Source organism: Mesoterricola silvestris (genome assembly GCF_030295405.1).
Lineage (GTDB): Bacteria > Acidobacteriota > Holophagae > Holophagales > Holophagaceae > Mesoterricola > Mesoterricola silvestris.
This window is the reverse complement of the sequence record NZ_AP027080.1, coordinates 4,486,335-4,511,528: the sequence shown is the minus strand read 5'-3', so window position 1 is coordinate 4,511,528 and position 25,194 is coordinate 4,486,335. Positions and strand designations below refer to the sequence as shown.

The 25,194-nt window shown below is 70.3% G+C and carries 23 protein-coding genes; 8 read left to right on the top strand and 15 right to left on the bottom strand.

Features of this window, described 5'->3' with window-relative positions; all coding sequences use genetic code 11:
* Positions 1 to 9: 9 nt before the first annotated feature.
* The gene (locus R2J76_RS19380) at positions 10 to 477 is read right to left on the bottom strand and encodes a DUF6941 family protein (RefSeq protein ID WP_306598721.1); all 468 of its coding nucleotides are present in this window, start codon (positions 475 to 477) and stop codon (positions 10 to 12) included.
* A gap of 113 nt (positions 478 to 590) precedes the next feature.
* Between R2J76_RS19380 and R2J76_RS19375 the strand changes: the two genes are divergently transcribed.
* Entirely contained in the window at positions 591 to 2,201 is a 1,611-nt protein-coding gene (locus tag R2J76_RS19375) for a bifunctional metallophosphatase/5'-nucleotidase (protein WP_316413306.1), read from the top strand.
* Positions 2,202 to 2,771, top strand: a complete 570-nt coding sequence (locus tag R2J76_RS19370; RefSeq protein WP_316413305.1) for a thiamine phosphate synthase — start codon at positions 2,202 to 2,204, stop codon at positions 2,769 to 2,771.
* 295 nt (positions 2,772 to 3,066) lie between these two features.
* Here the strand turns inward: R2J76_RS19370 and pip are convergent, their stop codons facing one another.
* Positions 3,067 to 4,044 (bottom strand): prolyl aminopeptidase, encoded by a 978-nt coding sequence (pip, locus tag R2J76_RS19365; protein ID WP_316413304.1) that lies wholly within the window; start codon positions 4,042 to 4,044, stop codon positions 3,067 to 3,069.
* Positions 4,045 to 4,159: 115 nt separating this feature from the next.
* On the opposite strand from pip, the gene R2J76_RS19360 reads away from it, so the two are divergent.
* Both R2J76_RS19360 and R2J76_RS19355 read left to right on the top strand, forming a co-directional pair.
* Positions 4,160 to 7,753 (top strand): DUF2339 domain-containing protein, encoded by a 3,594-nt coding sequence (locus R2J76_RS19360; protein WP_316413303.1) that lies wholly within the window; start codon positions 4,160 to 4,162, stop codon positions 7,751 to 7,753.
* Entirely contained in the window at positions 7,750 to 9,612 is a 1,863-nt protein-coding gene (locus R2J76_RS19355; RefSeq protein ID WP_316413302.1) for a DUF3999 family protein, read from the top strand. The genes R2J76_RS19360 and R2J76_RS19355 overlap by 4 nt, the downstream gene beginning before the upstream one ends.
* Before the next feature lie 215 nt (positions 9,613 to 9,827).
* Here R2J76_RS19355 and hemW read toward each other — a convergent pair whose 3' ends face one another.
* Together hemW and gmhA are read right to left on the bottom strand one after the other, a co-directional pair.
* Positions 9,828 to 10,994, bottom strand: coding sequence for a radical SAM family heme chaperone HemW (gene hemW, locus R2J76_RS19350; protein WP_316413301.1), 1,167 nt, complete (start codon positions 10,992 to 10,994; stop codon positions 9,828 to 9,830).
* A complete protein-coding gene (gmhA, locus tag R2J76_RS19345) occupies positions 10,975 to 11,541 on the bottom strand; it encodes a D-sedoheptulose 7-phosphate isomerase (protein WP_316413300.1) in 567 nt (188 codons plus the stop codon). The genes hemW and gmhA overlap by 20 nt, the downstream gene beginning before the upstream one ends.
* 100 nt (positions 11,542 to 11,641) lie before the next feature.
* Between gmhA and R2J76_RS19340 the strand changes: the two genes are divergently transcribed.
* On the top strand, positions 11,642 to 12,049 hold the full coding sequence (locus R2J76_RS19340) for an Hpt domain-containing protein (protein WP_316413299.1): 408 nt from the start codon (positions 11,642 to 11,644) through the stop codon (positions 12,047 to 12,049).
* A 14-nt stretch (positions 12,050 to 12,063) separates the two neighbouring features.
* On the top strand, positions 12,064 to 12,918 hold the full coding sequence (locus R2J76_RS19335; RefSeq protein ID WP_316413298.1) for a DinB family protein: 855 nt from the start codon (positions 12,064 to 12,066) through the stop codon (positions 12,916 to 12,918).
* Positions 12,919 to 12,922: 4 nt separating this feature from the next.
* On the opposite strand, the gene R2J76_RS19330 is transcribed toward R2J76_RS19335, so the two are convergent.
* The 9 genes from R2J76_RS19330 to R2J76_RS19290 all read right to left on the bottom strand — a co-directional run bounded on the left by R2J76_RS19330 (position 12,923) and on the right by R2J76_RS19290 (position 21,790).
* Positions 12,923 to 13,741 carry a transglycosylase SLT domain-containing protein gene (locus R2J76_RS19330; RefSeq protein ID WP_316413297.1) on the bottom strand — a complete coding sequence of 273 codons (819 nt, stop codon included), beginning with the start codon at positions 13,739 to 13,741 and terminating at the stop codon, positions 12,923 to 12,925.
* A gap of 23 nt (positions 13,742 to 13,764) precedes the next feature.
* The gene (locus R2J76_RS19325; RefSeq protein ID WP_316413296.1) at positions 13,765 to 14,316 is read right to left on the bottom strand and encodes a cob(I)yrinic acid a,c-diamide adenosyltransferase; all 552 of its coding nucleotides are present in this window, start codon (positions 14,314 to 14,316) and stop codon (positions 13,765 to 13,767) included.
* A gap of 7 nt (positions 14,317 to 14,323) precedes the next feature.
* Positions 14,324 to 14,947 carry an orotate phosphoribosyltransferase gene (pyrE, locus tag R2J76_RS19320; protein WP_316413295.1) on the bottom strand — a complete coding sequence of 208 codons (624 nt, stop codon included), beginning with the start codon at positions 14,945 to 14,947 and terminating at the stop codon, positions 14,324 to 14,326.
* An 8-nt stretch (positions 14,948 to 14,955) separates the two neighbouring features.
* Entirely contained in the window at positions 14,956 to 17,379 is a 2,424-nt protein-coding gene (gene leuS / locus R2J76_RS19315; protein ID WP_316413294.1) for a leucine--tRNA ligase, read from the bottom strand.
* 55 nt (positions 17,380 to 17,434) lie between these two features.
* Positions 17,435 to 18,205, bottom strand: a complete 771-nt coding sequence (locus R2J76_RS19310; protein ID WP_316413293.1) for a hypothetical protein — start codon at positions 18,203 to 18,205, stop codon at positions 17,435 to 17,437.
* Between the two features lie 89 nt (positions 18,206 to 18,294).
* The gene (gene rlmN, locus R2J76_RS19305; protein ID WP_316413292.1) at positions 18,295 to 19,398 is read right to left on the bottom strand and encodes a 23S rRNA (adenine(2503)-C(2))-methyltransferase RlmN; all 1,104 of its coding nucleotides are present in this window, start codon (positions 19,396 to 19,398) and stop codon (positions 18,295 to 18,297) included.
* Entirely contained in the window at positions 19,395 to 19,673 is a 279-nt protein-coding gene (locus R2J76_RS19300; protein WP_316413291.1) for a hypothetical protein, read from the bottom strand. Before R2J76_RS19300 ends, rlmN begins: the two co-directional genes overlap by 4 nt.
* 43 nt (positions 19,674 to 19,716) lie before the next feature.
* Entirely contained in the window at positions 19,717 to 21,132 is a 1,416-nt protein-coding gene (locus tag R2J76_RS19295; protein WP_316413290.1) for a mechanosensitive ion channel family protein, read from the bottom strand.
* A gap of 10 nt (positions 21,133 to 21,142) precedes the next feature.
* Positions 21,143 to 21,790 (bottom strand): DedA family protein, encoded by a 648-nt coding sequence (locus tag R2J76_RS19290; protein WP_316413289.1) that lies wholly within the window; start codon positions 21,788 to 21,790, stop codon positions 21,143 to 21,145.
* A gap of 45 nt (positions 21,791 to 21,835) precedes the next feature.
* Between R2J76_RS19290 and smpB the strand changes: the two genes are divergently transcribed.
* Together smpB and R2J76_RS19280 are read left to right on the top strand one after the other, a co-directional pair.
* Complete coding sequence (gene smpB, locus R2J76_RS19285) at positions 21,836 to 22,291, top strand: SsrA-binding protein SmpB (RefSeq protein ID WP_394366852.1); 456 nt, start codon at positions 21,836 to 21,838, stop codon at positions 22,289 to 22,291.
* 10 nt (positions 22,292 to 22,301) lie between these two features.
* Positions 22,302 to 22,625: a hypothetical protein gene (locus tag R2J76_RS19280; RefSeq protein ID WP_316413287.1), complete on the top strand. Its 324-nt coding sequence runs from the start codon at positions 22,302 to 22,304 to the stop codon at positions 22,623 to 22,625.
* Positions 22,626 to 23,135: 510 nt separating this feature from the next.
* Here the strand turns inward: R2J76_RS19280 and R2J76_RS19275 are convergent.
* Both R2J76_RS19275 and R2J76_RS19270 read right to left on the bottom strand, forming a co-directional pair.
* A complete protein-coding gene (locus R2J76_RS19275) occupies positions 23,136 to 24,110 on the bottom strand; it encodes a hypothetical protein (RefSeq protein WP_316413286.1) in 975 nt (324 codons plus the stop codon).
* 13 nt (positions 24,111 to 24,123) lie between these two features.
* Positions 24,124 to 25,035, bottom strand: coding sequence for a hypothetical protein (locus tag R2J76_RS19270; RefSeq protein WP_316413285.1), 912 nt, complete (start codon positions 25,033 to 25,035; stop codon positions 24,124 to 24,126).
* Positions 25,036 to 25,194: the final 159 nt, after the last annotated feature.

Genomic DNA, 25,194 nt, shown 5'->3' with positions numbered 1-25,194 from the left:
AATCTACGATCAGTTGCCGGCGCCGTTCTGGGCTTCCGCCATGGCCTTTTCATAGTCGCTCTGGAGGCGCTGGCCGTCGGAGATGGCGAACTTGTAGATGTACTCGAAGCGGTCGGCGCCCTTGGTGAGGCCGATGATCACTTCGTAGACGCCTTCGCCGCCCACCTCGAAGGGGGACGCGATGACGTTGAAGGTGCCCTCCTTGGCGCCGTCGGGGATCTGGACGTCGCTGTCGCGGATGATGTCCTTGCGCTCGCCGCCGGGGGCGACGATGGAGAAGCTGAACTTGAAGATCCCGTCCATGCGGGAGAAGCGGGTGTAGAAACACACCTTGGGGAGGACGAAGGGAATCTGGGGCACCACGATGTGGTGGTCGTACAGACCCATGAGGGAGGTCTTGCCGCCCATTTCCTGCCGGATGTCGTCGCAAAGAAGGGTGAATTCGTGCTTGGGCGCCTTGATCTGGACTTCTTGCATGGGATCTCCTGGTTGAACTGCAAGTCTACCTCCAGAGCGCCGCCTCTCCAAGCAAAGTGCGCCGGAGGCCGCCTCCGGTTATCGTAGGGAGATCAAGAATCCTGGGGGGAAAGGTGCTTCGTGCCGTCGGAATCCTGCTCTGCGCCGCCTTCCTGCATGCCCAGGAGGTTCGGCTCCAGATCCTGGGCACCACGGATGTCCGTGGGCATGTTTTGCCTTTGGACACCTTCACCCTCCAGCCGGCCCCGGGGGGATGGGCCCGCCTCGGCGCCTCCATCCGGGCCCTGAGGGCCGCCAACCCCAACACCCTCCTGGTGGACTGCGGGGACGGCACCCAGGGCGAGCCCATCAACTACGTGTGGAGCCACCTCAAGCCGGCCTCCCCCGAGCCCACCATGGCCATCATGAACGCCCTGGGCTACACCGCCATGGTGGTGGGGCACCAGGAGTTCGACAACGGGTTCAAGCTGCTGCGGACCATGGAGGAGCAGGCCCAGTTCCCGTGGCTGGCGGCGAACATCTTCTTCACCGGCACGGACAAGCGCGCCTTCACGCCCTACCTCAAGGTGGAGGTGGGCGGCGTGCAGGTGGCGATCCTGGGCCTGGTGACCCAGGCCCTGCCCCGGCTGGTGGGGCCCGAGACCACGGAGGGCCTTAGCTTCCAGGATCCGGTGCAGGCCGCCCGGGACCTCATCCCCCGCCTCCGCGAGCAGGAGAAGGTGGACCTGGTCATCGTGGCCCTGCACGGCGGCGTGGGGGACGCCCCCTGCGGCAAGGACCTGGAGAACCAGGCCCTGTGCCTGGCGGACCAGGTCAAGGGCATCGACCTGATCCTGGGCGGCCACACCGGGCAGCAGGTCGCCACCCGGCGCAACGGCGTCCCCATCCTCCAGGCGGGCACCGGGGGCCGGGCCCTGGGCGTGGCGGACGTGGTGCTGCGCCGGGTGCGCTCCCGGTGGGAGGTGACCGGCTGCGAGGCCCGCCTCGCCGTGCCCCCCGCGGACCTGGAACCGGATCCCGCCGTGCTGCTGGCCACCGCGGATCTGAGGGCCTTCACCGAATCCTACCTGAACACCCTGGCCACGAACCTGGCCACGGACCTGGACGGGCGCTGGTGCCGCATGGAGGACACCCCCCTGGCCCACCTCCTGCACACGGTGGTGCGCCAGGCCACGGGCGCCCAGATCACCGCCGTGCCCGCGCCCAACTCGAAGTTCTTCATTCCCAAGGGCCCCACCTCGGTGCGGCAGTTCTACGCCCTGGCCCCCACGGAGGAGGCCGCGGCGCGGATCCGCGTGGACGGGCGCCAGCTGCGGGCCTACCTGGAGCAGGCCGCCCGGGCCTTCAACTTCAGCCACCAGCCCGATCTCTTCAACCGCGCCGCCGCCCCGGACGCCTTCGACACCCTGGACGGATGCGCCTACGCCCTGGACCTTTCCCGGGCGCCGGGGTCCCGGGTGGTGAAGCTCACCTTCCAGGGCCAGCCCGTCCAGGACGACCAGGTCTTCACCCTGGGCCTGCCGGCGCGGCGCCTGGCGGGGGAGGGCGGCTACCTGGAGGCCATGGGCTGGAAGGGCACCCCCGACCTGGTGACGCCCACCTCCCTGCGCAACCTCCTCCTGGCCCACGTCCTTTCCCGGCCGTCCCTGAACCCCGGCACCTCCGACAACTGGCGGATCATCCCCGCCCTGGACCGGGAACGGGTGCTGGCGCAGCAGCCCTAGATGTTCGTCCTGGCCATCTCCCCGGGGGAGGGCTTCGACGCCCCGCGGTGGTCCCGGGTGCTGGCTTCGGGGGTGGACGCCTTCATGATCCGGGAGCCCCGCCTGGAGGCCGCCGGGCTCCTGCGGGCCGCGCGGTGGGCGCGGGACCGCGCCCCCGGGGTCGAGCTGTGGGTCAACGGGCGCCTCGACGTGGCCCTGGCCGCGGGCTGCGGCCTCCACGCCGGGGAAGCCCACCCCGAGGTGCCGCCGGGGCTCCTGCCCCTGTCCCGGCCCATCCACGACCCCGCCCAGATCCCCGGCAGGGCGGGGGCGGTCCAATTGATCCTGTCGCCCATCTTCCCGGTGCCGGGGAAAGGGGAGCCCTGGGGCGCGGCCCGCCTTGGGCAGGTGCTGGACGGGATGCCGGAAGCCCCCTGCCGGGTGCTGGCCCTGGGCGGCATCCACCCCGCCAACGCCGGCGCCCTCCGGCATCCCCGCCTCGCGGGGGTGGCGCTGATCCGGGGGCTCTGGTCGAAAGAGGATCCGCGGGAGGTCGTGGAGGGCCTTAAAGGGGCCTGGGAGGGGTTCTAGGGGGCGTCGGCAGGTCCAAGGCGCCTCGCCCCCCCGATGAAGGGACCGTTCAAGGTGGAGCGGATCCCCGTTCATCCCATCCATCGGCGTTCATCCCGGTTTCCGCAGGGCCAGCGCCGGGATGGGTCGGCGCATGCGGATCAATCACGCGCCGACGCACCCCGGTGCTGGCCCTGCTGGAACAGGGATGAATGCGATGAAGGGGATGAAGGGGAAAAAGCAGAACCTTGTCCGCGTGCCCCACCCGGGATCCCCGGCGATCGGCGCGGCGCCATCAGGCGTTCCACGATGCCCCTTACGGGATTCCCGCGAACCGGTCCGTGGCCGCCACCAGCGCGCGGCAGTTGGGGGCGTCGAAGGCGCTGTGCCCGCAATCCGGCGTGATCACCAGATCGGCCTCGGGCCAGGCGCGGTGCAGGGCCCAGGCGCTCTCCATGGGGCACACCACGTCGTAGCGGCCCTGGACGATGACGCCGGGGATGTGGCGGATCTTCCCGGCGTCCCGCAGGAGCTGGTCCTCGGGGTCGAACCAGCCCTTGTTCACGAAGTAGTGGCACTCGATGCGCGCGAAGGCCAGGGCGAATTCGTCCTCCTCGTAGTGGCCGGTGAAATCGGCGTCGGGGATGAGCTTGCTGGTGCCGCCCTCCCAGCCGCTCCAGGTCTTGGCGGCCGCGAGGCGCACGGCGGGGTCGGGGCTGGTGAGGCGCCGGTGGTAGGCGGCGAGCAGGTCGCCCCGCTCGGCTTCGGGGATGTGGGCCAGGTAGGGTTCCCAGGCGTCCGGGTAGAGGATGGAGGCGCCCCGCTGGTAGAACCAATCGATCTCCTGCTTGCGCAGCAGGAAGATCCCCCGCAGCACCAGCTCCGTGCAGGCCTCGGGGTGCTTCTCGGCGTAGGCCAGGGCCAGGGTGGAGCCCCAGGACCCGCCGAACACCTGCCACCGGGCGATGCCCAGGTGGACCCGCAGCTTCTCGGTGTCGGCCACCAGGTCCCAGGTGGTGTTGTCCTCCAGGCTGGCGTAGGGCGTGCTCTTGCCGCAGCCCCGCTGGTCGAAGAGGATGATGCGGTACTTCTCCGGGTGGAAGAAGCGCCGCTGCTTGGGATCGCTGCCCCCGCCGGGCCCGCCGTGGAGGAACACCACGGGCTTGCCCTGCGGATTCCCGCTCTCCTCGTAGTAGAGCTCGTGCGTGGCGGACACCTTGAGCCGGCCGGTGGCGTAGGGTTCGATGGGGGGGTACAGCCAGGTGAGGGGGTCCTTCACGGGATGCGGATTCATGGTTTCTCCAAGGGGGTCGGGAACCCGGGGACCGGGTTGAACAACTATAGGCAATTTCCGGCGATGCGGCTTGCGGGTTATAGTGGGTTTTCCGTCAATCCGCGAGAGGTGCAGCTTGGAAGGGTTCTTCATCTTCGTCGCGTTCGTGTGGCTCCTTCTGGAGACCGTCCAGCGGAGGGCCCGGGTCTCCCAGCTGGAATCCGATCTGGATCTCCTGAAGGGCGAGCTCCTCCGGCTGCGGGGAACCCGGCCCCCCGCGGCGCCCGAAGCGCCTCCCGCCCCGCGTCTGGATGACACCGCCCCCGTGGTGATTCCCCCGTGGATCCGGGAACTCCCGCCGCCTCCCCGGGTGGAGCCGCCGCCCCTGCCCGCGGTCCCCAGGCCTCCGGCGGCCGCGCCCCTCCCGGCGCCCCCGCCCCTTCCGGCGCCCCCGCCGCCTCCCCCTCTTCCGCCGCCGCCCCCCGCGGAACCCCGCGCGCCCTTCGACTGGGAATCCCTGGTGGGGGTCAAGCTCTTCTCCTACATCGCCGGCATCGCCCTGCTGGTGGCGGCGGTGGCCTTCCTGAAGTACGGGGTGGAGCACGGCTGGCTCGGGGCCCCGGTGCGCATGTCCATCGGCCTCCTGGTGGGCCTGGGGCTCCTGGCCGGGTGCGAGACGAGGCGGGCCCGGGCCTACGCCGTCACGGCCCAGGCCCTCACGGCCGCGGGCATCGCCACGCTCTTCTCCACCTTCTACGCGGCCTCGGCCCTGTGGCATTTGCTGCCGGCGCCGGCCTCCTTCGCGCTCATGGCCCTGGTGACGGCCATCGCCGTCGGGCTCTCCATCCGCAGGGATTCCGTGTTCATCGCCCTCCTGGGGCTCCTGGGGGGCTTCGCCACCCCGCTCCTGCTCTCCACCGGGGAGGACCACCCCATCGGCCTCTTCGGGTACCTGGCCCTCCTGAACATCGGGCTGGGGTGGGTGGCCTACCGGAAGCGCTGGCCCCTGCTCACCGCCCTCACCCTGGCCTTCACGGCGCTCTACCAGCTGGGGTGGGTGGCGAACTTCCTGGATGAATCGAAACTGGGCATCGGCCTGGGGATCTTCCTGCTGTTCCCCGTCCTGGGGCTGGGGGCCCTGTTCCTTTCCCGGGACCGGGAGGCGCCCGCGCTCTTCCGGCATTCGGCCACCCTCTCCGCGCTTCCGCCGGTGCTCTTCGCCGTGCACATGGCCATGAACCCGGTGTACGGGCGGCATTTCGGCCTCATGTTCGGGTTCCTGTTCCTGGTGGCCGCGGGCCTCGCCGCCGTGGCCCTCCTGCGCGGTCCGGAATGGCTCCACGCCCTGGGCGCCGGATGCGTCCTGGTCATCTTCGCCACCTGGCTGGGCTTCAGCTACACCTCGGAGGCCTGGCCCGGCATCCTGGGCTTCACGGCGCTCTTCGCGGCGCTGTACCTGGGGATCCCCTGGATCCAGGCGCGGCTCAAGGTGAAGCGCCCCTTCCTGGGCGCGGGCCAGCTCGCGGTGAGCGCCGCCCCGGTCCTCATGGGCGCCTTCACGGCCCTGGTCTTCCTGGAGCCCGCCACGGCCTCGCCCCTGGCGCTCTTCGGGGCGGTCCTCCTGGTGCTGGTCCTGGCCGGGGCCTTCGCCATCCGCTTCGGGGAAGGCACCGTGTGGTTCCTGGCCGCCCTCTTCGCCCTGGCCGCGGAAACCGCCTGGTCCATGCGCCACCTGGACCCCACCCGCCTCCTGCCCGCGCTGCTCATCTACGGCGGCTTCAGCCTGGTCTTCCTGGGCGTGCCCCTCCTGGCGGCGCGGCGGGGCCGGCCCCTGGAGCCCGAGGGGAGCGGGGCCATCCTGGCCTTCCTCAGCGTCGGGCTCCTGTTCTTCCTGGCGGGACCCGGCGTGGCGCCCCACAGCCTGGGCGTGCTGGCGGCGCTCCTGGGCCTCCTGAACCTGGGCCTGCTTTTCGAGGCCGGGCAGGGGCGGCGCCCCTGGCTCTGCGTCCTGGGACTGGCCTTCAGTTTCCTGGCCCTGGTGGCGTGGTGGGCCTGCGCCCCCGTGCGGGAGCAGCTCTTGCCAGCCCTAGCGGTGGTGCTGGCCTTCAGCCTCCTGGTGGTGGGCGGCACCGTGTTCCTGCGGGAGCGCGGCGAGGCGTCGCCCCTGGGCGCCAAGGGCAGCCCTGAGACCCTCATGGGCCTCACGGGCCTCCTCTTCCTGCTGCCGGTGGCCGGCGATCCCCGCCTGGCCCAGCCCCCCTGGCCCTTCCTGGCGGTGATGGCCGTGCTGGGGCTGGCCATGGGCGTGGCGGCCCTGCGCCTGCGCCGGGGGGCCCTGCTGGCGGGATGCGCCGTGATCACCCAACTGGTGCTGGCGGTGTGGATCCTGGGCGGCGGACGCACCGGTCCGGCCATGGTCCTGGCCCCCTGGGCCGCCCTGGCCTTCGCGGCCCTGGGCTACCTCTGGTTCGAGTTGTCCCGGGGCCGCGGGGACGCGCTGTTCGCGCTGGCCGCGGGCCTGGGGCTGGTTTCCGCCCAGGTGGTCCTGGTCCTGCACCACGGCAATGCCCCGCATCCTTCCCTGGCGACCCAGGTGCCCGTGCACGCGGCCCTGGGCCTGGGCCTCCTGGTCCTGGCGCGGCGCGCGGGGGCCCAGGCCTGGGCCGTGGCGCTGGCGGGCTCCACCGGACTGGTGGTCCTCGCCCTGGCCGACCCGATGCGGACGCCGGCCCAGGCCGTGGACCTGCTCGCGGTGGCGGCGCCCCTCTACGCCATGCAGCTCCTCAACCCGCTCCTGCTGGACGATGCGGGCGCGGAATCCCGGCTGCCCTGGATCGCGGCGGTGCTCACCAGCGCCGTGTTCTTCCTGGGCGCGCGGCCCGCGCTGGGCGCGCTGGGGTACGCGGGCGCCATCGGCGCCCTGCCCGTGGCCCAGGCCCTGCTCCTGGTGCCCCACGTGGTGCGCATGCGCCGGCGGGAAGGCCCCCTGGCCCTGGCCAACCTTGCCCTGGTGGCGGGGGCGGCGCTGGCCTTCATCACCGTGGCCATCCCCCTCCAGCTGGACAACGAATGGATCACCCTGGGCTGGGCCCTGCTGGCCGCGGCCCTGGCCTGGCTCTACACGCGGGTGCCCCACAAGGGCCTGCTGCTCTGGTGCGCGGGGCTCTTCGCCGCGGTCTTCGTGCGCCTGGTGTTCAACGAGGCCGTGTTCGCGTACCACCCCCGCGGGGGCCTCGTGATCCTCAACTGGTACCTCTACGCCTACCTGGTTCCCGCGGTGTGCTTCTTCGCCGCGGCGCGCCTGCTGAAGGACTCGGACGACCGCTTCCTGGCGGGACTTCCGGGGCTTTCCCGCATCCTCCCCGGCGGCGGCGCGGTGCTGCTCTTCCTGCTCCTCAATATCGAGATCGCCGACGCCTTCAGCACCGGGCCCGTGCTCACCTTCAACCTGGCCCACGGGAGCCTGGCCCAGGACCTGAGCTACACCATCGGCTGGGCCGTGTTCGCCATCCTCATGCTGGTGGCGGGGGTCACCTCCCGGAGCCGCCTGGCCCGGGTCGCGGCCATCCTGCTGCTGACCGTGACGGTGCTCAAGGCCTTCCTGCACGACCTCTCCAGCCTGAGCGGGCTCTACCGCGTGGCCTCCTTCGTGGGGCTCGCCATGTGCCTGGCCGGGGTGGCGGTCATCCTCCAGAAGTTCGTCCTGCGCCGCACGGAGGCCTCCGAATGATCCGCCTCGTCGTCGCAGGCCTGCTCTGCCTGGGCCTGGCGGCCCAGAACCGCGCCATCCGGCCCGCGGACCCCGGGCCCCAGCGCCTGGACGTGGACCTGGCCCTCCTGGGCGCCACCCGGAACGCCCTGGCCGACCTGCGCATCCGGGACGGGGCGGGGCGGGAGGTGCCCTACGTGCTGGTGCCACCCGATCCCCGGGCCGCGGTGTGGGTCCCGGCGCGCCTGCTGCCGCTGCCCGCCACGAAGACCACCAGCGGCCTGGAGCTGGACCTGGGGGCCCCCCTGTCCACCTCCCGCCTGCGCCTGGAGGGCCTTCGCCCCCCCTTCCTCAAGCGGTTCCGGCTGGAGGGCAGCGGCGACCGCCAGCGCTGGACGGAGCTGGTGTCGGCCGGCAGCCTTTTCGACCTGCCCGGCGAAGGCCTGCGCCTGCTGGAGGTGGATTTCCCGGCCGGGGACTACCGCTACCTGCGCATCGTGTGGGACGACCGCGCCAGCGCGCCGGCCCCGGCGCCCCGGGCGGCCTTCCTCCTCAAGGCCGCCTCCGCCCCGGTCCTGCCCATGGCCGAGCTGCCCTTCCTGCGGCGCCCCTCCGAGCCCGGCGTGAGCCGCTTCACCCTGCGGCTCCCGGGGCCGCGCGTCCCCCTGCGGGCCCTGGTGCTCACCGTGGCGGGGGACGGCCCCCTCCTGCGGGAGGCCCAGGTCACCGAGCCCCGCCTCTCCGCCTCCAGCCTGGCGCCCCGGAGCCTGGGCGCCGCGCGGCTGCGGCGCGTCCCGGGCGGCGCGGCCTTCGATCTGCGGATTCCCGTGGAGGTCCCCGAAGGCTCCGAGATCGATCTGCGCGTGCAGGACGGGGACAACCCGGGCCTGGAGCTCACCGGCGTGCGCGCCGAGCTGGAACCCCAGCCCTGGATCTACTTCGAGGCCCGGGACGGCGGGCCTCTCACCGCCACCTGCGGCGATGCCCGCCTGCGGGCGCCCAGCTACGACCTGGAGGCGCGCAGGGACCAGCTCTCCCGCGCCCCCGCGGCCCGCGCGTCCTGGGGCCCGGAGGCGGCCGCGCCCCCCGCGCCCGCGGCGGCGCTGGACGGGGGCGTGGGCGCGAGCCTGGACGCCGCCGGCTTCCGCTTCCGGCGCCAGGTGCCCGCCGGGGCCCCCGGGCTTTCCGCCCTGGCCCTGGACGCCCACGTCCTGGCCACCAGCCCCCGGCTCCAGGACCTGCGTCTCCTGGACGCGGGGGGCCGCCAGATCCCCTACCTTCTGGAATCCCGGGACGAGCCCCTCTCCCTGCCCCTGGCCTGGCCCGCGGGCACCACCCGGGACCGCGTCACCACCTACCGGATCCGGCTGCCCCAGGCGGGCCTTCCCGCCTCGCGGCTGGTGCTCGAGACCGGGGCCCGGGTCTTCCGGCGCCGGGTGCGGGTCCTGGACGCCGATCCGGCCCAGGTGCGCGCCGTGGCGGAATGGAGCCACGCGGACCCCGGCGCGCCGGCCCAGGCCCTGGTGATCCCCCTGCCCGGGGCGGGCCCCGACCTCGCCGTGGAGGTGGAGGAAGGCGACAACCAGCCCCTGCCCATCGCCTCGGCCCGGCTCCTGCTCCCGTCCTGGCGCCTGCGCTTCTTCCGGCCTGGGGATGCCTTCCAGCTCTGCTATGGCCGCGACCTGGAGGCGCCGGACTACGACATGGCCCTCCTCGCCGGGCGCCTGCGGGAGGCGCCGGCCCAGGAAATCGTCCTGGCCGCGGGCACCGAGCCCGCCCCGGCGGCGGGGGCGCCCCTGAAGGCGGTGTTCTGGGGGGCCCTGGTGATCGCGGTGGCGGGGCTGCTTTACATGCTGGCCAGGGTACTGGGCAAGGATTAACGGACGTTCTTTATCCTGCCTTTTCCCCTGGATCCCATTTATCCCCGTTTGAACTTCGCTGGGAGTTCTCGCCACCTCTGGTTCAAGGACGTCGAGTAACATGCGTTCCGACCCACCTCGGCATCAGCCCTGCGGAAACTGGGATGAACGCCGATTGATGGGATGAACCGGGATCCGCTCAACCTGGAACAACCCCTTCATCACGGTCTAGCGCCCTAGACGAAGATTTCCAGCACTCCGTTGGAAACCAGCATCCCCCGGGCGCTGAACCGCAGGACCTCCCCGTCCCGCAGCAGGATCCCCGCCCCCACGAAGGGCTCCAGCTTCGCCTCCCAGGCGTCGGCCAGGGGCAGCAGGTTCAGGGCGGCGGCCCGGGCGCGCAGGTCGCCCCAGTGGACCCCGCGGTGCATGCGCAGGCCCAGGAGGGGGATCTCGGCCAGGGCCTCGGCGGCGTCCAGTTCCTGGATGTCGGCCCGGCCCCGGTCCTCGGCCCAGGCGGTGATGACGCCGCTCTCCGTCCAGCGCCAGTCGCCCAGCTGGGAGGCGGCGCTGGGCCCCAGGCCCAGGTAGGGCCGGCGCTCCCAGTAGCGGCTGTTGTGGATGGATTCCTGGCCGGGGCGGGCGTAGTTGCTCACTTCGTAGGGCTCCAGGCCCAGGCGGGGCAGTTCGGCCTGGAGGGCCTCGAAGACGTCGGCGACCTCGTCCTCGGTGGGCAGGGCGAGCTTGCCGGAATCCACCTGGCCCCGCAGCGGGCAGGCCTTGTCCAGGTCCAGGAGGTAGATGGAGAGGTGGGAGGCGCCGGCCTCCACGAGGGTCCGGGCGTCCTGGAGCACCCGGTCCAGGCGCTGGCCGGGGATGCCCACCATGAGGTCCGCGCTCACGCGGGTGAACCCCGCGCGCCGCGCCGCGTCCAGGGCCTCCAGGGCGGCGGCGGAATCGTGGATGCGCCCCAGGCGCTCCAGGAGGACGTCGTCCAGGGCCTGGACGCCGAAGCTGACGCGGTCCCAGCCCTGGTCCCGGGCGGCCTCCAGCCAGGGCAGGTCCAGGGTCCCGGGGTTGGCCTCCAGGGTGGCCTCGGCCGGGTCCAGGTGGAAGGCCTCCCGCGCCGCCCCGGTGAGCCGCGCGAGTTCCGGCGCGGTGAGGAGGGAAGGGGTGCCCCCGCCCAGGTACAGGGTGTCCACCCGGGGCCGGCCCAGGCGCGCGCCCCAGTCCCGCAGGTCCCGCTCCAGGCGCGCCAGGACGGCCTCCTTGAGGGATTCGTCCCGGGTGGTGACGAAGGAGCAGTAGGTGCACCGGTCCCGGCAGAAGGGCACGTGGAGGTAGAGCCCCAGCGGCTCCCGGGCCGCGGCCTCCCGCAGGCGGCTAGTCGAAATGGGTATCAAGGGCCTCGCACCAGAAGTGGTAGGTCATGAGGTGGATCTCCTGGATCCGCGCCGTCACCTGGCTGGGCACCACCAGGACATCGTCGGCCAGGTCCTTGAGCTTGCCGCCGTCCCGGCCCGTGAGGACGAGGGTGCGCATGCCCAGCTTCTTGGCCTCCTCCACCGCCAGGATGATATTGGGGCTGTTGCCGCTGGTGGAGATGCCCACCAGGAGGTCCCCGGGCCGGCCCAGGGCCTCCACCTGCCGGCTGAAGACCTGGTCGAAGCCGTAGTCGTTGCCGATGGCGGTGAGGGCGGAGGTGTCCACGGTGAGGGCGATGCCCGCCAGGGCCCGGCGCTCCTTCACGTAGCGCCCGCTGAGCTCGGCGGCGAAGTGCTGGGCGTCGGCGGCGCTGCCGCCGTTGCCGCACACCAGGATCCGGCAGCCCCGCCGGAGCCGCTCGGCCATGTCCGCTGCCTGGGCGACGATATGGTCGGCCTCCCTGGCGAAGAAGGCCTTCTTGAGGGTGATGGATTCTTCCACATGCTGCAGGAGCAGGTTCTTCATGGTGTCCCTTCGCTGGCCTCCAAGTTTGACGCGGCGGCGCCGCCGTTTCAAATCGCCATGTTCTCCGCGCTTCTGGAATAATGGCCCGGAGGAGGACTCCATGGCCACCGACCCCGATTCCGGCTTGCGCGGCGAGGATCCTGCGGATTCCCGGCTGGACCTGGACGTCATGGACCAGCTGCTGGGCCTGGACGACGGCGAGGTGGGGCTCCTGGAGGAAATGCTGGGCCTCTACAAGGAGGACACCCCGGGGCGCATCGAGGCCATCGGCGTGGCCCTGGCCGAGGGGGACATGGCGGAGATGGCCGACGTGGCCCACGCCGTGAAGGGCTCGGCGGGCACCATGGGCGCCCCGAAGGTGCGGGCCGTGGCCGCGCTCCTGGAGGGGGGCGGGCGCCAGGGGAAGTGGGAGGCGCCCGCGGGCGAGCTGCTGGAGCGGCTCAAGGCCGCCTACGGGGAATCCGTCGCGGCCCTGGAGGCCTTCGTGGCCGCGCGCAAGGCGGGGTGAAACGGGAGGATGCCATGCACGCGCACCTGGAACGGCTCTTCAGCCATCTGGAATGGGCGGACGAAAGGCTGGTGGAGGCCCTGGAGGATGCCCCGGCGGACGTGATGCGGCTCCTGGGCCACGTCCTGGGCGCCGAGAAGACCTGGCTGGACCGCATCCGGTGCGGCGACGAGGCCAAGGCCAACCCCTGGATGGACCTGACCCTGGCCGAGGCCGGGGCGCGGGCCCGGGCCAACGCCGAGGGGTACCGGGAGGTGCTCAAGGCCGCCACCGCCAGCCGCCTGGCGGCACCGGTGCACTACCGGAACATCAAGGGCGAGGAATACTGGACGCCCCTGCAGGATATCCTCCTCCACGTGGCCACCCACGGGGTGCACCACCGGGGCCAGATCGCGACCCTGCTGCGCCAGGCGGGGCGCGAACCCGTGGACGTGGGGTTCATCACCTTCGCCCGGGAGGAGGAGGACCCGGGGCAGTACGCCTACCTGGAGGTGGCGGCCGCGGATCTCACGGAGGCCCTGGAGGGCAACCCCTACGACGTGACCTGGTACCTGGACCTGGAAACCGGCGAGGTGCTGGTGGATCCGGACGGCGGCACGAACAGCGAGGATCTCCTGCCCATCGAGCCCCTGCCGTCCCGGGACCGCTTCCGGATCATGGAGGAATTCGTGGAGAACCTGGAGGACGGGGAGCCTGCCCGGTCCCTGGCCCGGGCCCTGCGCCTGCCCAAGCCCTTCCGCTGCTTCCGGGACACCCTGAGGGATTTCCCGGCGCTGGAGGCGGCCTGGCACTCCGTCCACGAGGCCGGCATGCGCCAGCTGGCCCAGGGCTGGCTGGACGAGAACCTGCCCGGCGCGCGCCTCCTCTGACCGGTCAGAAGACCTTGACCCCCGCCGTGCCCTTGGGGGGGGGCTGGTCGCTGATCTGCGTGCGCCCGGAGGCGTCCACCCACTGGAAGAGCTTGCTGGTGCGGGGATGGTTCTCGGCCACGGCTTCCGGTTCCACGGGCTTCTCGCTCACGTCGAAGCCGCCCCGGCCCTTCTTCAGGAGGGCCATGGACCCGGCCGCCTTGGGATCGGGCTGCACCAGGCGCTTGGCGTAGAGGTTCATCACCCGGGGCACGTAGGCCCGGGTCTCCGCGAAGGGGGGGATGCCCTTGTACTTGATCACGTTGTTCTCGCCCGAATTGTAGGCGGCCACCACCCGGGGCAGGTCCCCCTCGAAGGTGTTCATGAGCCATCGCAGGTACTTCACGCCGCCCGTGATGTTCTGCTGGGGGTCGAAGGGGTCCAGCACCCCGAAGCGCTCGGCGGTCTGGGGCATGAGCTGCATGAGGCCCAGGGCCCCGGCGCGGCTGCGGGCCTTGGTGTAGAAGGCGCTCTCGGCCTGGATGATGGCCCGGGCCAGGTAGGGGTCCACCCCCTCGGCCGTTGCGATGGTGTCCACCATGGCCAGGAGCTCGGGGCTCTTGAGGACCTTGGCCATCTCCGACGAGGAGATGGCCAGGCGGATGTGGCCCACGCCCACGTGCTTGAGGGTGAGCCCCTGGCCCTTCATGTAGGCGGGGGGCAGGTTGTTGATGACGGTGTTGCCGTTGCGGTCGAAATACGTGTAGAGGTAGGTCTGGCCGCGCTTCGCGGGGCTGCCCGCGTGGGCGGCCAGGGCGAGGAGGAGCAGAGCGGGGGCCTTCATTCGCAAATCATCCAGCCACCAGTTTAACCCTTCGGGACCCACTTCACATCCGGGACCCCCGCCAGGGCGTTGGCGGCCCGGGCCAGGGAGAAGAGCCAGTCGCTGAGGCGGTTCAGGTACACGAGGACGTCCGGATGCACCTCCTCCTGAGCGCCGAGGGTCACCACGTCCCGCTCGGCCCTTCGGCACACCGTTCGCGCCCAGTGGGCATAGGCGGAAGCCGGGCAGCCGCCCGGAAGAACGAAGGCCGTCATGGGCGGCGCCAGGGCCGTGAGGCGGTCGATGTCCGCCTCCATGGCGGCGATGGACCAGGTCTGGCGGGTCATGCGCTGGTCAAGCAGGCTAGCGCACGAGGGCGGCGTGGCGAGGATGGCCCCCAGGGAGAAGAGGTCGTGCTGCACGGCTTCCAGGGGACCGGCCAGGTCCGCCGGGAGGTGGAGGCCCAGCACGCCCAGGAGGCTGTTCAGTTCGTCCAGGGTGCCGTAGGCGGCCAGGCGCAGGTGGTCCTTGGGCACCCGCTCCCCCCCGAAGAGTCCGGAGACCCCTTCGTCCCCGGTGCGCGTGTAGATCTTCATGGGTTCCTCACTCGTGGCGTTTGCTCCAGGCCACGGTATCAGCCCGCCACTCCTTCAGCGACTCCATATCCCGCGCGTCCAGGATTCCCTTCTCCTGGGCCCGGGCGGCCAGTTCCGGGAAGGTGGCCAGCACCTTCAGCTCCACCCCCGCGTCCCGGAAGGCGGCGTCCGCCTGGGGCAGGCCATAGCTGAAGAGCGCCAGCACTTGCGTCACCTGGGCGTCCTCGTGGCGCAGGGCCTCCACGCACTTGATGCTGGAGCCCCCGGTGGAGATGAGGTCCTCGATGAGCACCACCCGGTGGCCGTCGGTGTGGGGGCCCTCCACCTGCCGGCCCATGCCGTGCTTCTTGGGTTCGGGGCGCACGTAGGCCATGGGCAGGCCCAGTTCGTCGGCCACCAGGGCGGCCCAGGCGATGCCGGCGGTGCTGGTGCCGGCGACGAGGGTGGGGCGGGCCGCCGCCGCGGCCTCGGCCAGGGCCTTGCGGATCCGGGAGCGCAGGTCCGGGAAGCCCAGGAGCTGGCGGTTGTCGCAGTAGATCGGGGAGCGCAGGCCCGAGGCCCAGGTGAAGGGGCTCCGGGGCGAGAGGCGCACGGCGCCCGCGTCCAGCAGACCTGCGGCGAGATCCAGCATGGGGCCTCCTATTTGACGACGATGCTCACGAGCTTGCCCCCGGGAGGCACCACCACCTTGACGACCTCCTTGCCTTCCATGTGGTGGAGGGCTTCGGGGCAGGCCAGGGCCGCGGCGCGGCGCTCGTCCTCGGTGGCCGAGGCGGCCACCAGGATGCGGCCCCGCACCTTGCCGTTCACCTGCACCACCACCGTCACCTCGTCGGCGGAAAGCCACGCGGGATCCACCGAGGGCCAGGCGGCGTGCATGCAGAAGCCCTCGTGGCCCAGGGTGGCCCAGAGCTGCTCGGCCAGGTGGGGCGCCGCCGGGCTCAGCATGAGGGTGAAGACCTCCAGGGCGTGCTGCAGCACGGGGCCGCGGTGGGGGGCGCCGGCGGGCAGGTCCGCCAGGGCGTTGGAGGTCTCCATGAGGCTCGATACCAGGGTGTTGAACTGGTAGCGGTGGTCCAGGTCGTCGGTGACCTTGTGGAGGGTCTGGTGGAGCTTGACCAGGAGGGTCTTCTCCTCGGCGGTGAGCTGGTCCTTGGGGGGGAGGGGTTCCCGGGTGGGGGCGTGCTCCTCCACCATGCGCGTGATGCGGCGCAGGAAGCGGGTGGCGCCGTCGATGCCCTCGAAGCCGGTCCAGTCGATCTCCTTCTCGATGGGCGCCGCGAAGATCATGAACAGGCGCAGGGCGTCCGCCCCGTACTTGGCGATGACCTCGTCGGGGTCGACGATGTTGCCCTTGGACTTGGACATCTTGAAGCCGTCCTTGAGGACCATGCCCTGGCAGATGAGCTTCTTGAAGGGCTCGTCCCCGGAGGCCAGCCCCAGGTCGCGCATGATCTTGTGGAAGTACCGGGCGTAGATGAGGTGCATGGTGGCGTGCTCGATGCCGCCGATGTAGAGGTCCACGGGGCTCCAGGCGTCGGCCTCGGCCTTGGCGAAGGGGAGCGTCTCGTTCCTGGGGTCCAGGTAGCGCATCCAGTACCAGCTGGAGTCCACGAAGGTGTCCATGGTGTCCGTCTCGCGCCGCGCGGGGCGGCCGCACCGCGGGCAGGGGCAGTCCAGGAAGGTGGGGGACGTGAGCAGCGGGGAGGCCCCCACGCCCGCGAAGGCCACGTCCTCGGGGAGGCGGATGGGGAGGTTCTCCTCCTTTTCCGGCACCACGCCGCAGTCCGGGCAGTGCACGGTGGGGATGGGCGTGCCCCAGTAGCGCTGGCGGGAGAGGCCCCAGTCCTTGAGCTTGAAGGTGATGGCCTTCTCGGCGCGGCCGCCGAGCCTTTCCACCATGGCGTCCACGGCCGCCTCCGAGGTCAGGCCGTCGAATTCGCCGGAATTCACGAGGATGCCGGGCTCCCAGGGGTTCTCGCTCTCGATGACCTTGGGGATGGGCAGGCCGTACTTCTCCGCGAACTCGTGGTCGCGCTCGTCGTGGGCGGGCACGCCCATGACGGCGCCGGTGCCGTAGTCCATGAGGACGTAGTTGGCGGCGAAGATGGGGATCCGCTCCCCGGTGAAGGGGTGGATGGCCTCCAGCTTCGAGCGGAAGCCCAGCTTGATGTCGCTCATGAGCCGGTCCTCCCGGCTCATGGCGGCCACCTGGGCGCAGAAGGCCTTGAGGCCGGGGTCCGATTCCGCCGCCTTGAGGATGAAGGGGTGCTCCGTGGAGAGCGCCATGAAGGTCACGCCGCAGAGGGTGTCCAGGCGGGTGGTGAAGACGGTCACCTGCTCGCCGTCGGCCAGGTCGAAGGTGAGGCGGGCCCCTTCGGACTTGCCGATCCAGTGCCGCTGCATGGCCTTGACGTTCTCGGGCCAGTCCAGCTGGGCATGGCCGTCCAGGAGCTCGTCGGCGTACTTGGTGATGGCGAAGAAGTACTGCTCCAGCGCCTTCTGCACCACCGGGTGCCCCGTGCGCTCATCCTTGCCGTCCACCACCTGCTCGTTGGCCAGCACCGTGCCCAGGGCCTCGCACCAGTTCACGTTGCGCAGGGCCCGGAACACGTCGCCCCGCTCCCACATCTTGAGGAAGAACCACTGGTTCCAGCGGTAGTACTCGGGCAGGAAGGTGGCGATCTCCCGGTCCCAGTCGTAGCTGATGCCCATCTTCTGGATCTGGCCCTTCATCTCCTGGATGTTGGCCCGGGTCCAGATGGCGGGGTGGATGCCGTTCTTGATGGCCGCGTTCTCCGCGGGCATGCCGAAGGAGTCCCAGCCCAGGGGGTTCATGACCTTGTCGCCCCGCATGCGCCGGAACCGCGCCACCACGTCGCCCAGGGTGTAGTTGCGCACGTGCCCCATGTGGATGCGCCCGCTGGGGTAGGGGAGCATGACCAGCATGTAGAAGGTGCGGTCACTGGGCTTGAGTTCGGACGCGCGGGGCGCGCGGAAGGCCTGCGCCTCCATCCAGCGGCGCTGGATCTGGGATTCCTGGTGCAGGGGATCGAAGGGCATGGGGCAGCCTCGCGGTAAACGATTAGTTTACCGGAGGGGGGGGGAAGGGCCAAGGTCAGCCCGCGGGCGCCGCGGTCCGGCGGTAGAAGATCACCTCCGACCCGAATTTCGGACTCCAGCTCATCTTCCAGCGCTCCCGGGCCTCCACCTCGAACCAGGGGTTGGGGGGAAGGCCCTTCATGATCATGACGATCGTGCGCAGCTTCTTCGCCCGGGAAAGGCGCTGGGCCACGGTCCTGAGCAGTTCGTCGGAGTAGAAGACCGAATCCATGTACACCAGGGTGGCGTCCCCGTAGTCGGCCTGGGCCATATCCTGTTCGCGCAGATCCAGGGTCCTGCCCGCCAGAAGGCCCCTTTCCTCCAGGGCCTTGCGGGCGGCCAAGGCCACGGCGACGCGGGAGGAGGCCAGTTCCACTCCCACGGCCCGGCGCAGGGGCGTGGTGAGGAGGGCCTGCATGAGGAAGTAGCCCCGGCCGCTGCCCAGGTCGTACAGCACATCGTCCTCCGCGGCCCCCAGGCGCCGGAGCATGAGGTCCGTGGTGGCCGGCGCGGGCTCGCCGTAGACGTGGGCCTTGTCGTCCTTGACGCCGGCCTCGCCGTGGGAGGCGTTCACCCGCACGCGCTCGGCGTCCGGGGTGTCCCTGCGGAAATCCTCGATGGAACTGCTGGGGATCTGCTCGAAGATATCCTCCAGGTGGGCCGAGGCCACCCGCCAGGACAGGACCGGAGGCCGGGCGGCGGCCGGGGCCAGGGTCCGGGGGGCCTCACAGGCGAGCGGCGCCAGGGAAAGGAGGAGGGCCAGGCGGGAGGCGGATCGGTTCAGCATGGTGGGGATTTCAATGAAATATTCATTGATCCAGGTTCGGTTCCCCGGGCGCGCTTGTCAACGCCCGCGCCCGGTCGGGGAGGCCTTTTTCAGTCCGGGTCCCCGTCCCCCTCGTCCCGATTCCGCGTCGCCTGCCTCACCAGCTGTCCGCACGCCCCAGCCACATCCTGGCCCCGGCTCCGGCGCACGCTCACCGTGATGCCCCGGCCGGCGAGCAGGCCGCACAGTTCCACGATCCGTTCCTCCGAGGGCGGCTCGAAGCCGGCGCCTTCGTGGGGGTTGAAGGGGATGAGGTTCACCTTGGACGGGAAACGCGCGGCGAAGGCGGCCAGGCGCGCGCCGTCCTCCGGGGCGTCGGTGACGCCCTTCAGGAGGACGTACTCCAGCGTGATGCGCTCCCCGTGCTCCAGGGGGAAGGCCTTGAGGGCGGCGGCCAGGGCCTCCAGGTTCCAGACCCGGTTCACGGGCATGATGGTGGACCGGTAGGCGTCGGTGGTGGCGTTGAGGCTCAGGGCCAGGCGGGGCCTGGGCTTGAACCCGGCCAGGCGCTGGATGCCGGAGACCAGGCCGGAGGTGGAGAGGGTGATGCGCCTGGGGGCGATGCCCAGGCCGGCGGGGTCCGTGAGGAGGGCGAAGGCCGCCATGAGGTTGTCCAGGTTGTGCAGGGGCTCGCCCATGCCCATGAAGACCAGGTTCACCGCCTCGTCGGGGCCGTGGCCGTGGGCGTTGAGCATGGTCACCACCTGGCCGGCGATCTCGCCGGGGGTGAGGTTGCGCTTGATGCCCATGAGGCCCGTGGCGCAGAAGGTGCAGCCCATGGCGCAGCCCACCTGGCTGGACAGGCACAGGGTGGTGCGCCGGCCGTAGGGCATGTGGACGCCCTCCACCTGGGAGCCGTCCTCCAGCAGGAAGGCGTGCTTGGTGGAACCGTCCTCGGAGCGCACGCTCTCGGCCAGCTCGGGCCAGGCCAGGCGCACCTCCCGCTCCAGGCGGGTGCGCAGGGCCTTGGAAAGGTTGGTGAACTGCTCCCAGGCGGTCCACCGCATGCGGTAGAGGCCGTGGTGGAGCTGGGCGGCCCGGAAGGGGCTCTCGCCCAGGGAGGCCACCAGGGCCTTCAGGCGCGGGAGGTCCATGCCGGCGGCGTTGGGGCTGGGGCCCGCGGCGAGTTCGGGGGCGGGCTCGTGGAAGCTCACATCGAGATCCGGAAGGTGCGCAGGAAGGCCTTGTCCGATTCGCTCCACTGGCCGTCGTCCTCGGAAGCGCCCGGCAGGGTGAAGCCGGGGGCCGTGTCCTCCTCCTCCTCCCGCCGGTGGAGGGCCACGGTGGCCTCCAGCACCAGGGCGATGTCGAAGCCCTTGTCCTGGATGGCCCGGGCCAGGGCCCGGGTCTCCTCGTCCTTGGCCAGGGCCTGGACCATGGCGGAACCCAGGCGGTCCACGATTTCGCGAAGGTTCTCAGGGATCTTCATGGCCGCCTCCGGTTCCATAGTAATGCCTGCGGGAAGGCCAATGTCACAGCCGGAACCAGTTCTTGATCTGGGCGAGCCATTCCTCGCGCCGGGACTCGGCCTTGGGGGCCTCGTTCATGCGCAGGGACCGGGATTCCATGAGGTCCACCAGCCGGTCCACCACCTGGGGGTTGCGCTGCACGCACTTCTCGAAGGCGGCCTTGGGCAGTTCCACCAGTTCGCAGGGGGTCCTGGCCACAACGGTGGCGCTGCGCACGGCGCCGGTGAGCAGGGAGCCCTCCCCGAACCAGTCCCCGGGCTTCAGCTCGGCCAGCTCCTCCCAGTAGAGGCCCGTGTAGGGCTCGGTGCGTTCGGCCACGCGCACCACCTGCAGGCCGCCCTGCATGACCATGAAGAGCGACCCGCCCGGGTCCCCGGCGCGGATGACGGCCTCCCCGGGCGCGGCCCGGCGGAGGATGATGCCCTCCCGCAATTCGTCGGCCCAATCCGGGGGGAGCCCGATGCGCTCCAGGATGTCCGGGACGGCGCCCTCCGGGAGGACGATGGGGACGGACCGGGGCGTGGTGGCGCCGTGGGGACCCAGGAGGGGGACGCCGCGGCGGTTGAGGACGGTCTGGGTGAGGCGCACCGCCAGGAAGTTGGCGGCCCGCCCGTGGCGCCAGCCCAGGGCCCACCAGCGCAGTTCCAGGACCACGCCCCCCATGTCGAAGCTGTGGGTGACCACCTCGGGCTTGCGGTGGGGGTAGTGGGGAATGCCGCCCAGGGCCTGCTCCAGGGCCGCCACGGTGTCGACCATGGGGCCGTGGGGTTCCACGGTGACCTTCAGGGTGCGGCGGTGCAGCCCGGAGGGGGCGTAGAGGTTGGTGACCACCGCCTGGGCCAGGATGCGGTTGGGGAAAACGGTGGTGTCCCCGTTCTCCGTGAGGATCTGCACGGACCGCCAGGTCATGGTCTCCACCTGGCCCACGAAGGTCTCCTGGCCGGCCATGTTGCGGAGGTTGCCCGTGACCTCGATCCAGTCCCCGGGCCGGAAGGCCTCGTCCAGGTGGAGGGAGATGCCCGCGAAGAGGTTGCCCAGGGTCTCCTGGAGGGAAAGGCCCACCACGGCCGCGGCGATGGCGCCGGTGCCCAGGATCGCCCCCAGGTTCACCCCGCCCGCCTTGTGGAGGAGCAGCACGGCCGCTCCCACGTACAATCCGAAGACCACCAGGTCCCGGGCGAAGCCCGGGACGGCGGTCTCCCGGTTGCTCAGCAGGGGATCCAGGAGGACGTACGTGAAGACGCGGATCCCCAGGTAGGCCCCCACCACCCAGAAGATGGTTCCGGCGGCCTGGATGAACCGCGGATGCTGGTGCTGGGTGCCCAGCACGTAGGCGCCCAGGCCCAGGGCCAGGATCAGCAGGCCGAAGGCCGCGATCCTGCGGGTGGAGCTCACGGCCGTGCGGAGGTCTCGAAACATGGTTGAGATATTAACGCTTCCGGAGATGGCTCCAAAGGAACCAGACGATCCCCGCCACGATCCCCACCCCGATGACCAGGTCGAAGCGGTGGAACCAGACCCCCAGGGTGTCCCATTTCTCGCCCAGCTTGAAGCCCACCCAGGCCAGGACAAGGCACCAGGGGAGGCTGCCGGCGAAGGTGTACAGGTGGAATTTCGTGCGGTCCATCTTCGCGATGCCCGCGGGCAGGGCGATGAAGGTGCGGATCACGGGGAGCATGCGCCCGATGAGGATGGCCCAGCGCCCGAACCGCTCGAAGAAGCGGTGGGCCTGGTCCAGGTGGTCCAGGTTGAGGAGGACGTACTTCCCGTAGCGCTCCACCGCCTTGCGGCCACCCCAGGCCCCCAGCTCGTAGGCGGGGATGGAGCCCAGGTTGCACCCCAGGGCCCCGAAGATCCCCGCGATCCAGATCTGGGCCACCGGGCTGCCGGCCCCCAGGCCCAGGAAGGTCATCTGCCCCTTGAAGGCCAGGAACCCGGCGAAGGGCATGATCACTTCACTGGGGAGGGGGATGCAGGCGCTTTCGATGCCCATGAGGAGGGCGACCCCCAGGGGTCCCATGGCCGCCATGACGGCGGTCATCCAGACGATGATCGGGGCGAGGATTTTATGAAGCACTGGTGTCTCCTGATCCCCCTAGCCTAACCGGGATAGACTGGAATGATGACTGAAGACCTGGTCCGCAACCGGAAGGCGCTCCATGCCTTCCACATCGTCGACACCTGGGAGGCCGGCGTGGCGCTCCTGGGCACCGAAGTGAAGTCCCTGCGCGGCGGCCACGGGCAGCTGCAGGACGCGTACGTGGACGCCACCGGGGGCGAGCTGTGGCTCAAACAGGCCCATATCAGCCCCTACGAGTTCGGCACCTACGCCAACCACGACCCCCTGCGCCCCCGCAAGCTCCTGCTGAACCGGGCCGAGATCGACAAGATCATGGCCAAGGCCACCCGCAAGGGCTACACGGTGATCCCCCTGGCCATCTACCTCACCCCCCGGGGCAGGATCAAGGTGCGCATCGCCCTGGCCGAGGGCAAGACCCTGGGCGACAAGCGCGAGGCCCTGAAGGAGCGGGAGCAGAAGCGGGAAATGGACCGGGTCCGCAAGGGCGACCACAGCTGACGGAGGAACCGTGAAGGCCGTTCATGAAGCGATCAACCTTCGGGAGGGGAATCTGATCGCCGTGTACTTGTGCGAGAAGGGCGTCCCCGCCGAAGTGCGGGGCGGCGCCCACCATTCGGTGCGGGGCGAGCTCTACAACATCCGCGGCCTCCTCCCCGAGGTCTGGGTGCTGGACGACGCCGACGCCCCCCGGGCCAAGGCCTTCGTCCAGGACTACCTCGAGCTCCTCCGCAAGGCCCCGGAAGGGGAACCCTGGACCTGCCCCGCATGCGGGGAAGTCCTGGAACCCCAGTTCCAGTCCTGCTGGAAATGCCAGGGGGAACGCCAGGCCTAGGAGCCTGGCTACGTAATCGCACGTGTCCCGGACTTTCGCCCCGGTTCGTTGCTGAGGGCCAAGCCCGCAGCAACGGAATGCTCTCACCCCATGGTTGGGCCTGTGTTTTCACCCATTGGCCCCGACCCACCTCAGGGCCTCTCTTCGAGTGCTGCGAGGAGGGCATTGGACCGCGCCAACGCTCATTAGGAAAAGCGACCTCGTCTCGAACCAGCCCTTCAGCAGGTCTGGGCTCGAGCCAACTTCAAAACAGCGTCGGCGCCCACCGGCACCGAGAGGGCCATCGCGAAGCAAACCCACAAACCCATGGGAGCCGCTCTCCTCGTCTTGGCCTTCCAGGAGAGCCATTCCCTTCCGAATTCCCTTCTGCTCAACGAAGTGAGTTGGGCGTAGCACAGCCCCAACATCTCTTCCGCATCCCCCGTCATCGCCGGCTTGGCCGGCGATGACGAAACAGGGCGAAAGTCCGGGACGCGTACGATTACGTTGCCAGGCTCCAGTGGCCTTCCATCACGTCGTTTCAAGGCGGCGCAGCAGTTCGACGATGGTGCGGTCCTTGTCCTCGAGCAACCGGTCCTTGTCCCCGAGGGCCTTGTCCTTGTCCTCGATCAGCCGGTCTTTGCCCTCGATCACCCGGTCCTTGTCCTCGATCACCCGGTCCTTGTCCGCAAGGGCCTTGCCCTGGTCGCTGATCACCCGGTCCCTGCTCGACAGGCCAATCCGCAGATCCGCCGCCTCCCTCGCGCGTTCCTGGAAGGCGTGGAGGATCTCGTCCTCCAGGTCCATCTTCACCCGGAGGCCGGGTTCGGAGTAGGCCAGCTTGAGCCTGCGAAGCACGTCCCGGTACCGCTCCGGGAAATTCACCTCCAGGATGTCCAGGAAGTGGGGGTCGGTGTGGGAGGCGACGCCCTGGTCGAAGACCTCCAGGAGCCGCTCCAGATCGGTCCGGCGGCGGTCCTTGAGGCGGTTCATCTGGATGATGACCGAATCGTGGGTCAGGGCCTCCACGAAGGGATCTGCGATGCGGACCTCGTCGCCCGTGGCCGGGTCCCAGCAGCGCCGGTCGACCCTCAGCACCGGAAGGTCGAGGCCCTTCAGGCCCTCGCCCAGGAAGTAGATGGTGAGGATGGGCAGGGGCAGCTCCACGCCCTGGGCGTCCCGGTAGGAATTCCGCGGATCGGCGTAGCTGGTTCCCAGGTACCTCCGGAACCGCTGGATGTCGGAGGTGTCGCGGGCCTTCTGGATCTCGATGAGCACCAGCTTGCGGCTGCCGTCCTCCATGAGCACCTTCGCGGCGAAGTCCATGCGCAGGACCAGGAGGCTGGTGCCATCGGGGCGCGCCACCGGTTCCCGGGTCTCCGTGGGCACGAAGGAGAGTTCCACCACCTCCCGCCCCAGGAGCGCCGAAAGCAGCATCCGCGCGATCCGCTCGTCATCCAGGAGGAACTTGAAGACGACATCGTAGATCGGATTGGCGACGCTCATGGGATGGCCTCCATCACGTTGTTTCAAGGCGGCGCAGCAGTTCGACGATGGTGCGGTCCTTGTCCTCGAGCAGCCGGTCCTTGTCCTCGATCACCCGGTCCTTTTCCGCAAGGGCCTTGCCCTGGTCGCTGATCACCCGGTCCCGGCTCGACAGGCCGATTCGCAGATCCGCGGCCTCCCTCGCGCGTTCCTGGAAGGCGTGGAGGATCTCGTCCTCCAGGTCCATCTTCACCCGGAGGCCGGGTTCGGAGTAGGCCAGCTTGAGCCTGCGAAGCACGTCCCGGTACCGCTCCGGGAAATTCACCTCCAGGATGTCCAGGAAGTGGGGGTCGGTGTGGGAGGCGACGCCCTGGTCGAAGACCTCCAGGAGCCGCTCCAGATCGGTCCGGCGGCGGTCCTTGAGGCGGTTCATCTGGATGATGACCGAATCGTGGGTCAGGGCCTCCACGAAGGGATCGGCGATGCGGACCTCGTCGCCCGTGGCCGGGTCCCAGCAGCGCCGGTCGACCCTCAGCACCGGAAGATCGAGGCCCTTCAGGCCCTCGCCCAGGAAGTAGATGGTGAGGATGGGCAGGGGCAGCTCCACGCCCTGGGCGTCCCGGTAGGAATTCCGCGGATCGGCGTAGCTGGTTCCCAGGTACCTCCGGAACCGCTGGATGTCGGAGGTGTCGCGGGCCTTCTGGATCTCGATGAGCACCAGCTTGAGGCTGCCGTCCTCCATGAGCACCTTCGCGGCGAAGTCCATGCGCAGGACCAGGAGGCTGGTGCCATCGCGGCGCGCCACCGGCTCCCGGGTCTCCGTGGGGACGAAGGAGAGCTCCACCACCTCCCGCCCCAGGAGCGCGGAAAGCAGCATCCGCGCGATCCGCTCGTCATCCAGGAGGAACTTGAAGACGACATCGTAGATCGGATTGGCGACGCTCATGGGACCGGGGCCCTCCCGGGGAAAGCCTAGGGGCATTCCCGGGCGTTGGCCACGGAACGGCTCATCGAGTGCTTCTGGAGGTTCTGGAAGATGATCGGCGCGAACAGCCATACGAAGACCAGGAACCCGCCTGCCAAACCATCGCCCGGTGTGAAAGCC

What these genes read in the sequence shown, in the direction of transcription:
- R2J76_RS19380 (WP_306598721.1), bottom strand. Translation starts at nt 477, where the DNA reads ATGCAAGAAGTCCAGATCAAGGCGCCCAAGCACGAATTCACCCTTCTT.
- R2J76_RS19370 (WP_316413305.1), top strand. Translation starts at nt 2,202, where the DNA reads ATGTTCGTCCTGGCCATCTCCCCGGGGGAGGGCTTCGACGCCCCGCGG.
- pip (WP_316413304.1), bottom strand. Translation starts at nt 4,044, where the DNA reads ATGAATCCGCATCCCGTGAAGGACCCCCTCACCTGGCTGTACCCCCCC.
- R2J76_RS19355 (WP_316413302.1), top strand. Translation starts at nt 7,750, where the DNA reads ATGATCCGCCTCGTCGTCGCAGGCCTGCTCTGCCTGGGCCTGGCGGCC.
- gmhA (WP_316413300.1), bottom strand. Translation starts at nt 11,541, where the DNA reads ATGAAGAACCTGCTCCTGCAGCATGTGGAAGAATCCATCACCCTCAAG.
- R2J76_RS19340 (WP_316413299.1), top strand. Translation starts at nt 11,642, where the DNA reads ATGGCCACCGACCCCGATTCCGGCTTGCGCGGCGAGGATCCTGCGGAT.
- R2J76_RS19335 (WP_316413298.1), top strand. Translation starts at nt 12,064, where the DNA reads ATGCACGCGCACCTGGAACGGCTCTTCAGCCATCTGGAATGGGCGGAC.
- R2J76_RS19330 (WP_316413297.1), bottom strand. Translation starts at nt 13,741, where the DNA reads ATGAAGGCCCCCGCTCTGCTCCTCCTCGCCCTGGCCGCCCACGCGGGC.
- R2J76_RS19325 (WP_316413296.1), bottom strand. Translation starts at nt 14,316, where the DNA reads ATGAAGATCTACACGCGCACCGGGGACGAAGGGGTCTCCGGACTCTTC.
- pyrE (WP_316413295.1), bottom strand. Translation starts at nt 14,947, where the DNA reads ATGCTGGATCTCGCCGCAGGTCTGCTGGACGCGGGCGCCGTGCGCCTC.
- leuS (WP_316413294.1), bottom strand. Translation starts at nt 17,379, where the DNA reads ATGCCCTTCGATCCCCTGCACCAGGAATCCCAGATCCAGCGCCGCTGG.
- R2J76_RS19310 (WP_316413293.1), bottom strand. Translation starts at nt 18,205, where the DNA reads ATGCTGAACCGATCCGCCTCCCGCCTGGCCCTCCTCCTTTCCCTGGCG.
- R2J76_RS19300 (WP_316413291.1), bottom strand. Translation starts at nt 19,673, where the DNA reads ATGAAGATCCCTGAGAACCTTCGCGAAATCGTGGACCGCCTGGGTTCC.
- R2J76_RS19295 (WP_316413290.1), bottom strand. Translation starts at nt 21,132, where the DNA reads ATGTTTCGAGACCTCCGCACGGCCGTGAGCTCCACCCGCAGGATCGCG.
- smpB (WP_394366852.1), top strand. Translation starts at nt 21,836, where the DNA reads ATGACTGAAGACCTGGTCCGCAACCGGAAGGCGCTCCATGCCTTCCAC.
- R2J76_RS19275 (WP_316413286.1), bottom strand. Translation starts at nt 24,110, where the DNA reads ATGAGCGTCGCCAATCCGATCTACGATGTCGTCTTCAAGTTCCTCCTG.
- R2J76_RS19270 (WP_316413285.1), bottom strand. Translation starts at nt 25,035, where the DNA reads ATGAGCGTCGCCAATCCGATCTACGATGTCGTCTTCAAGTTCCTCCTG.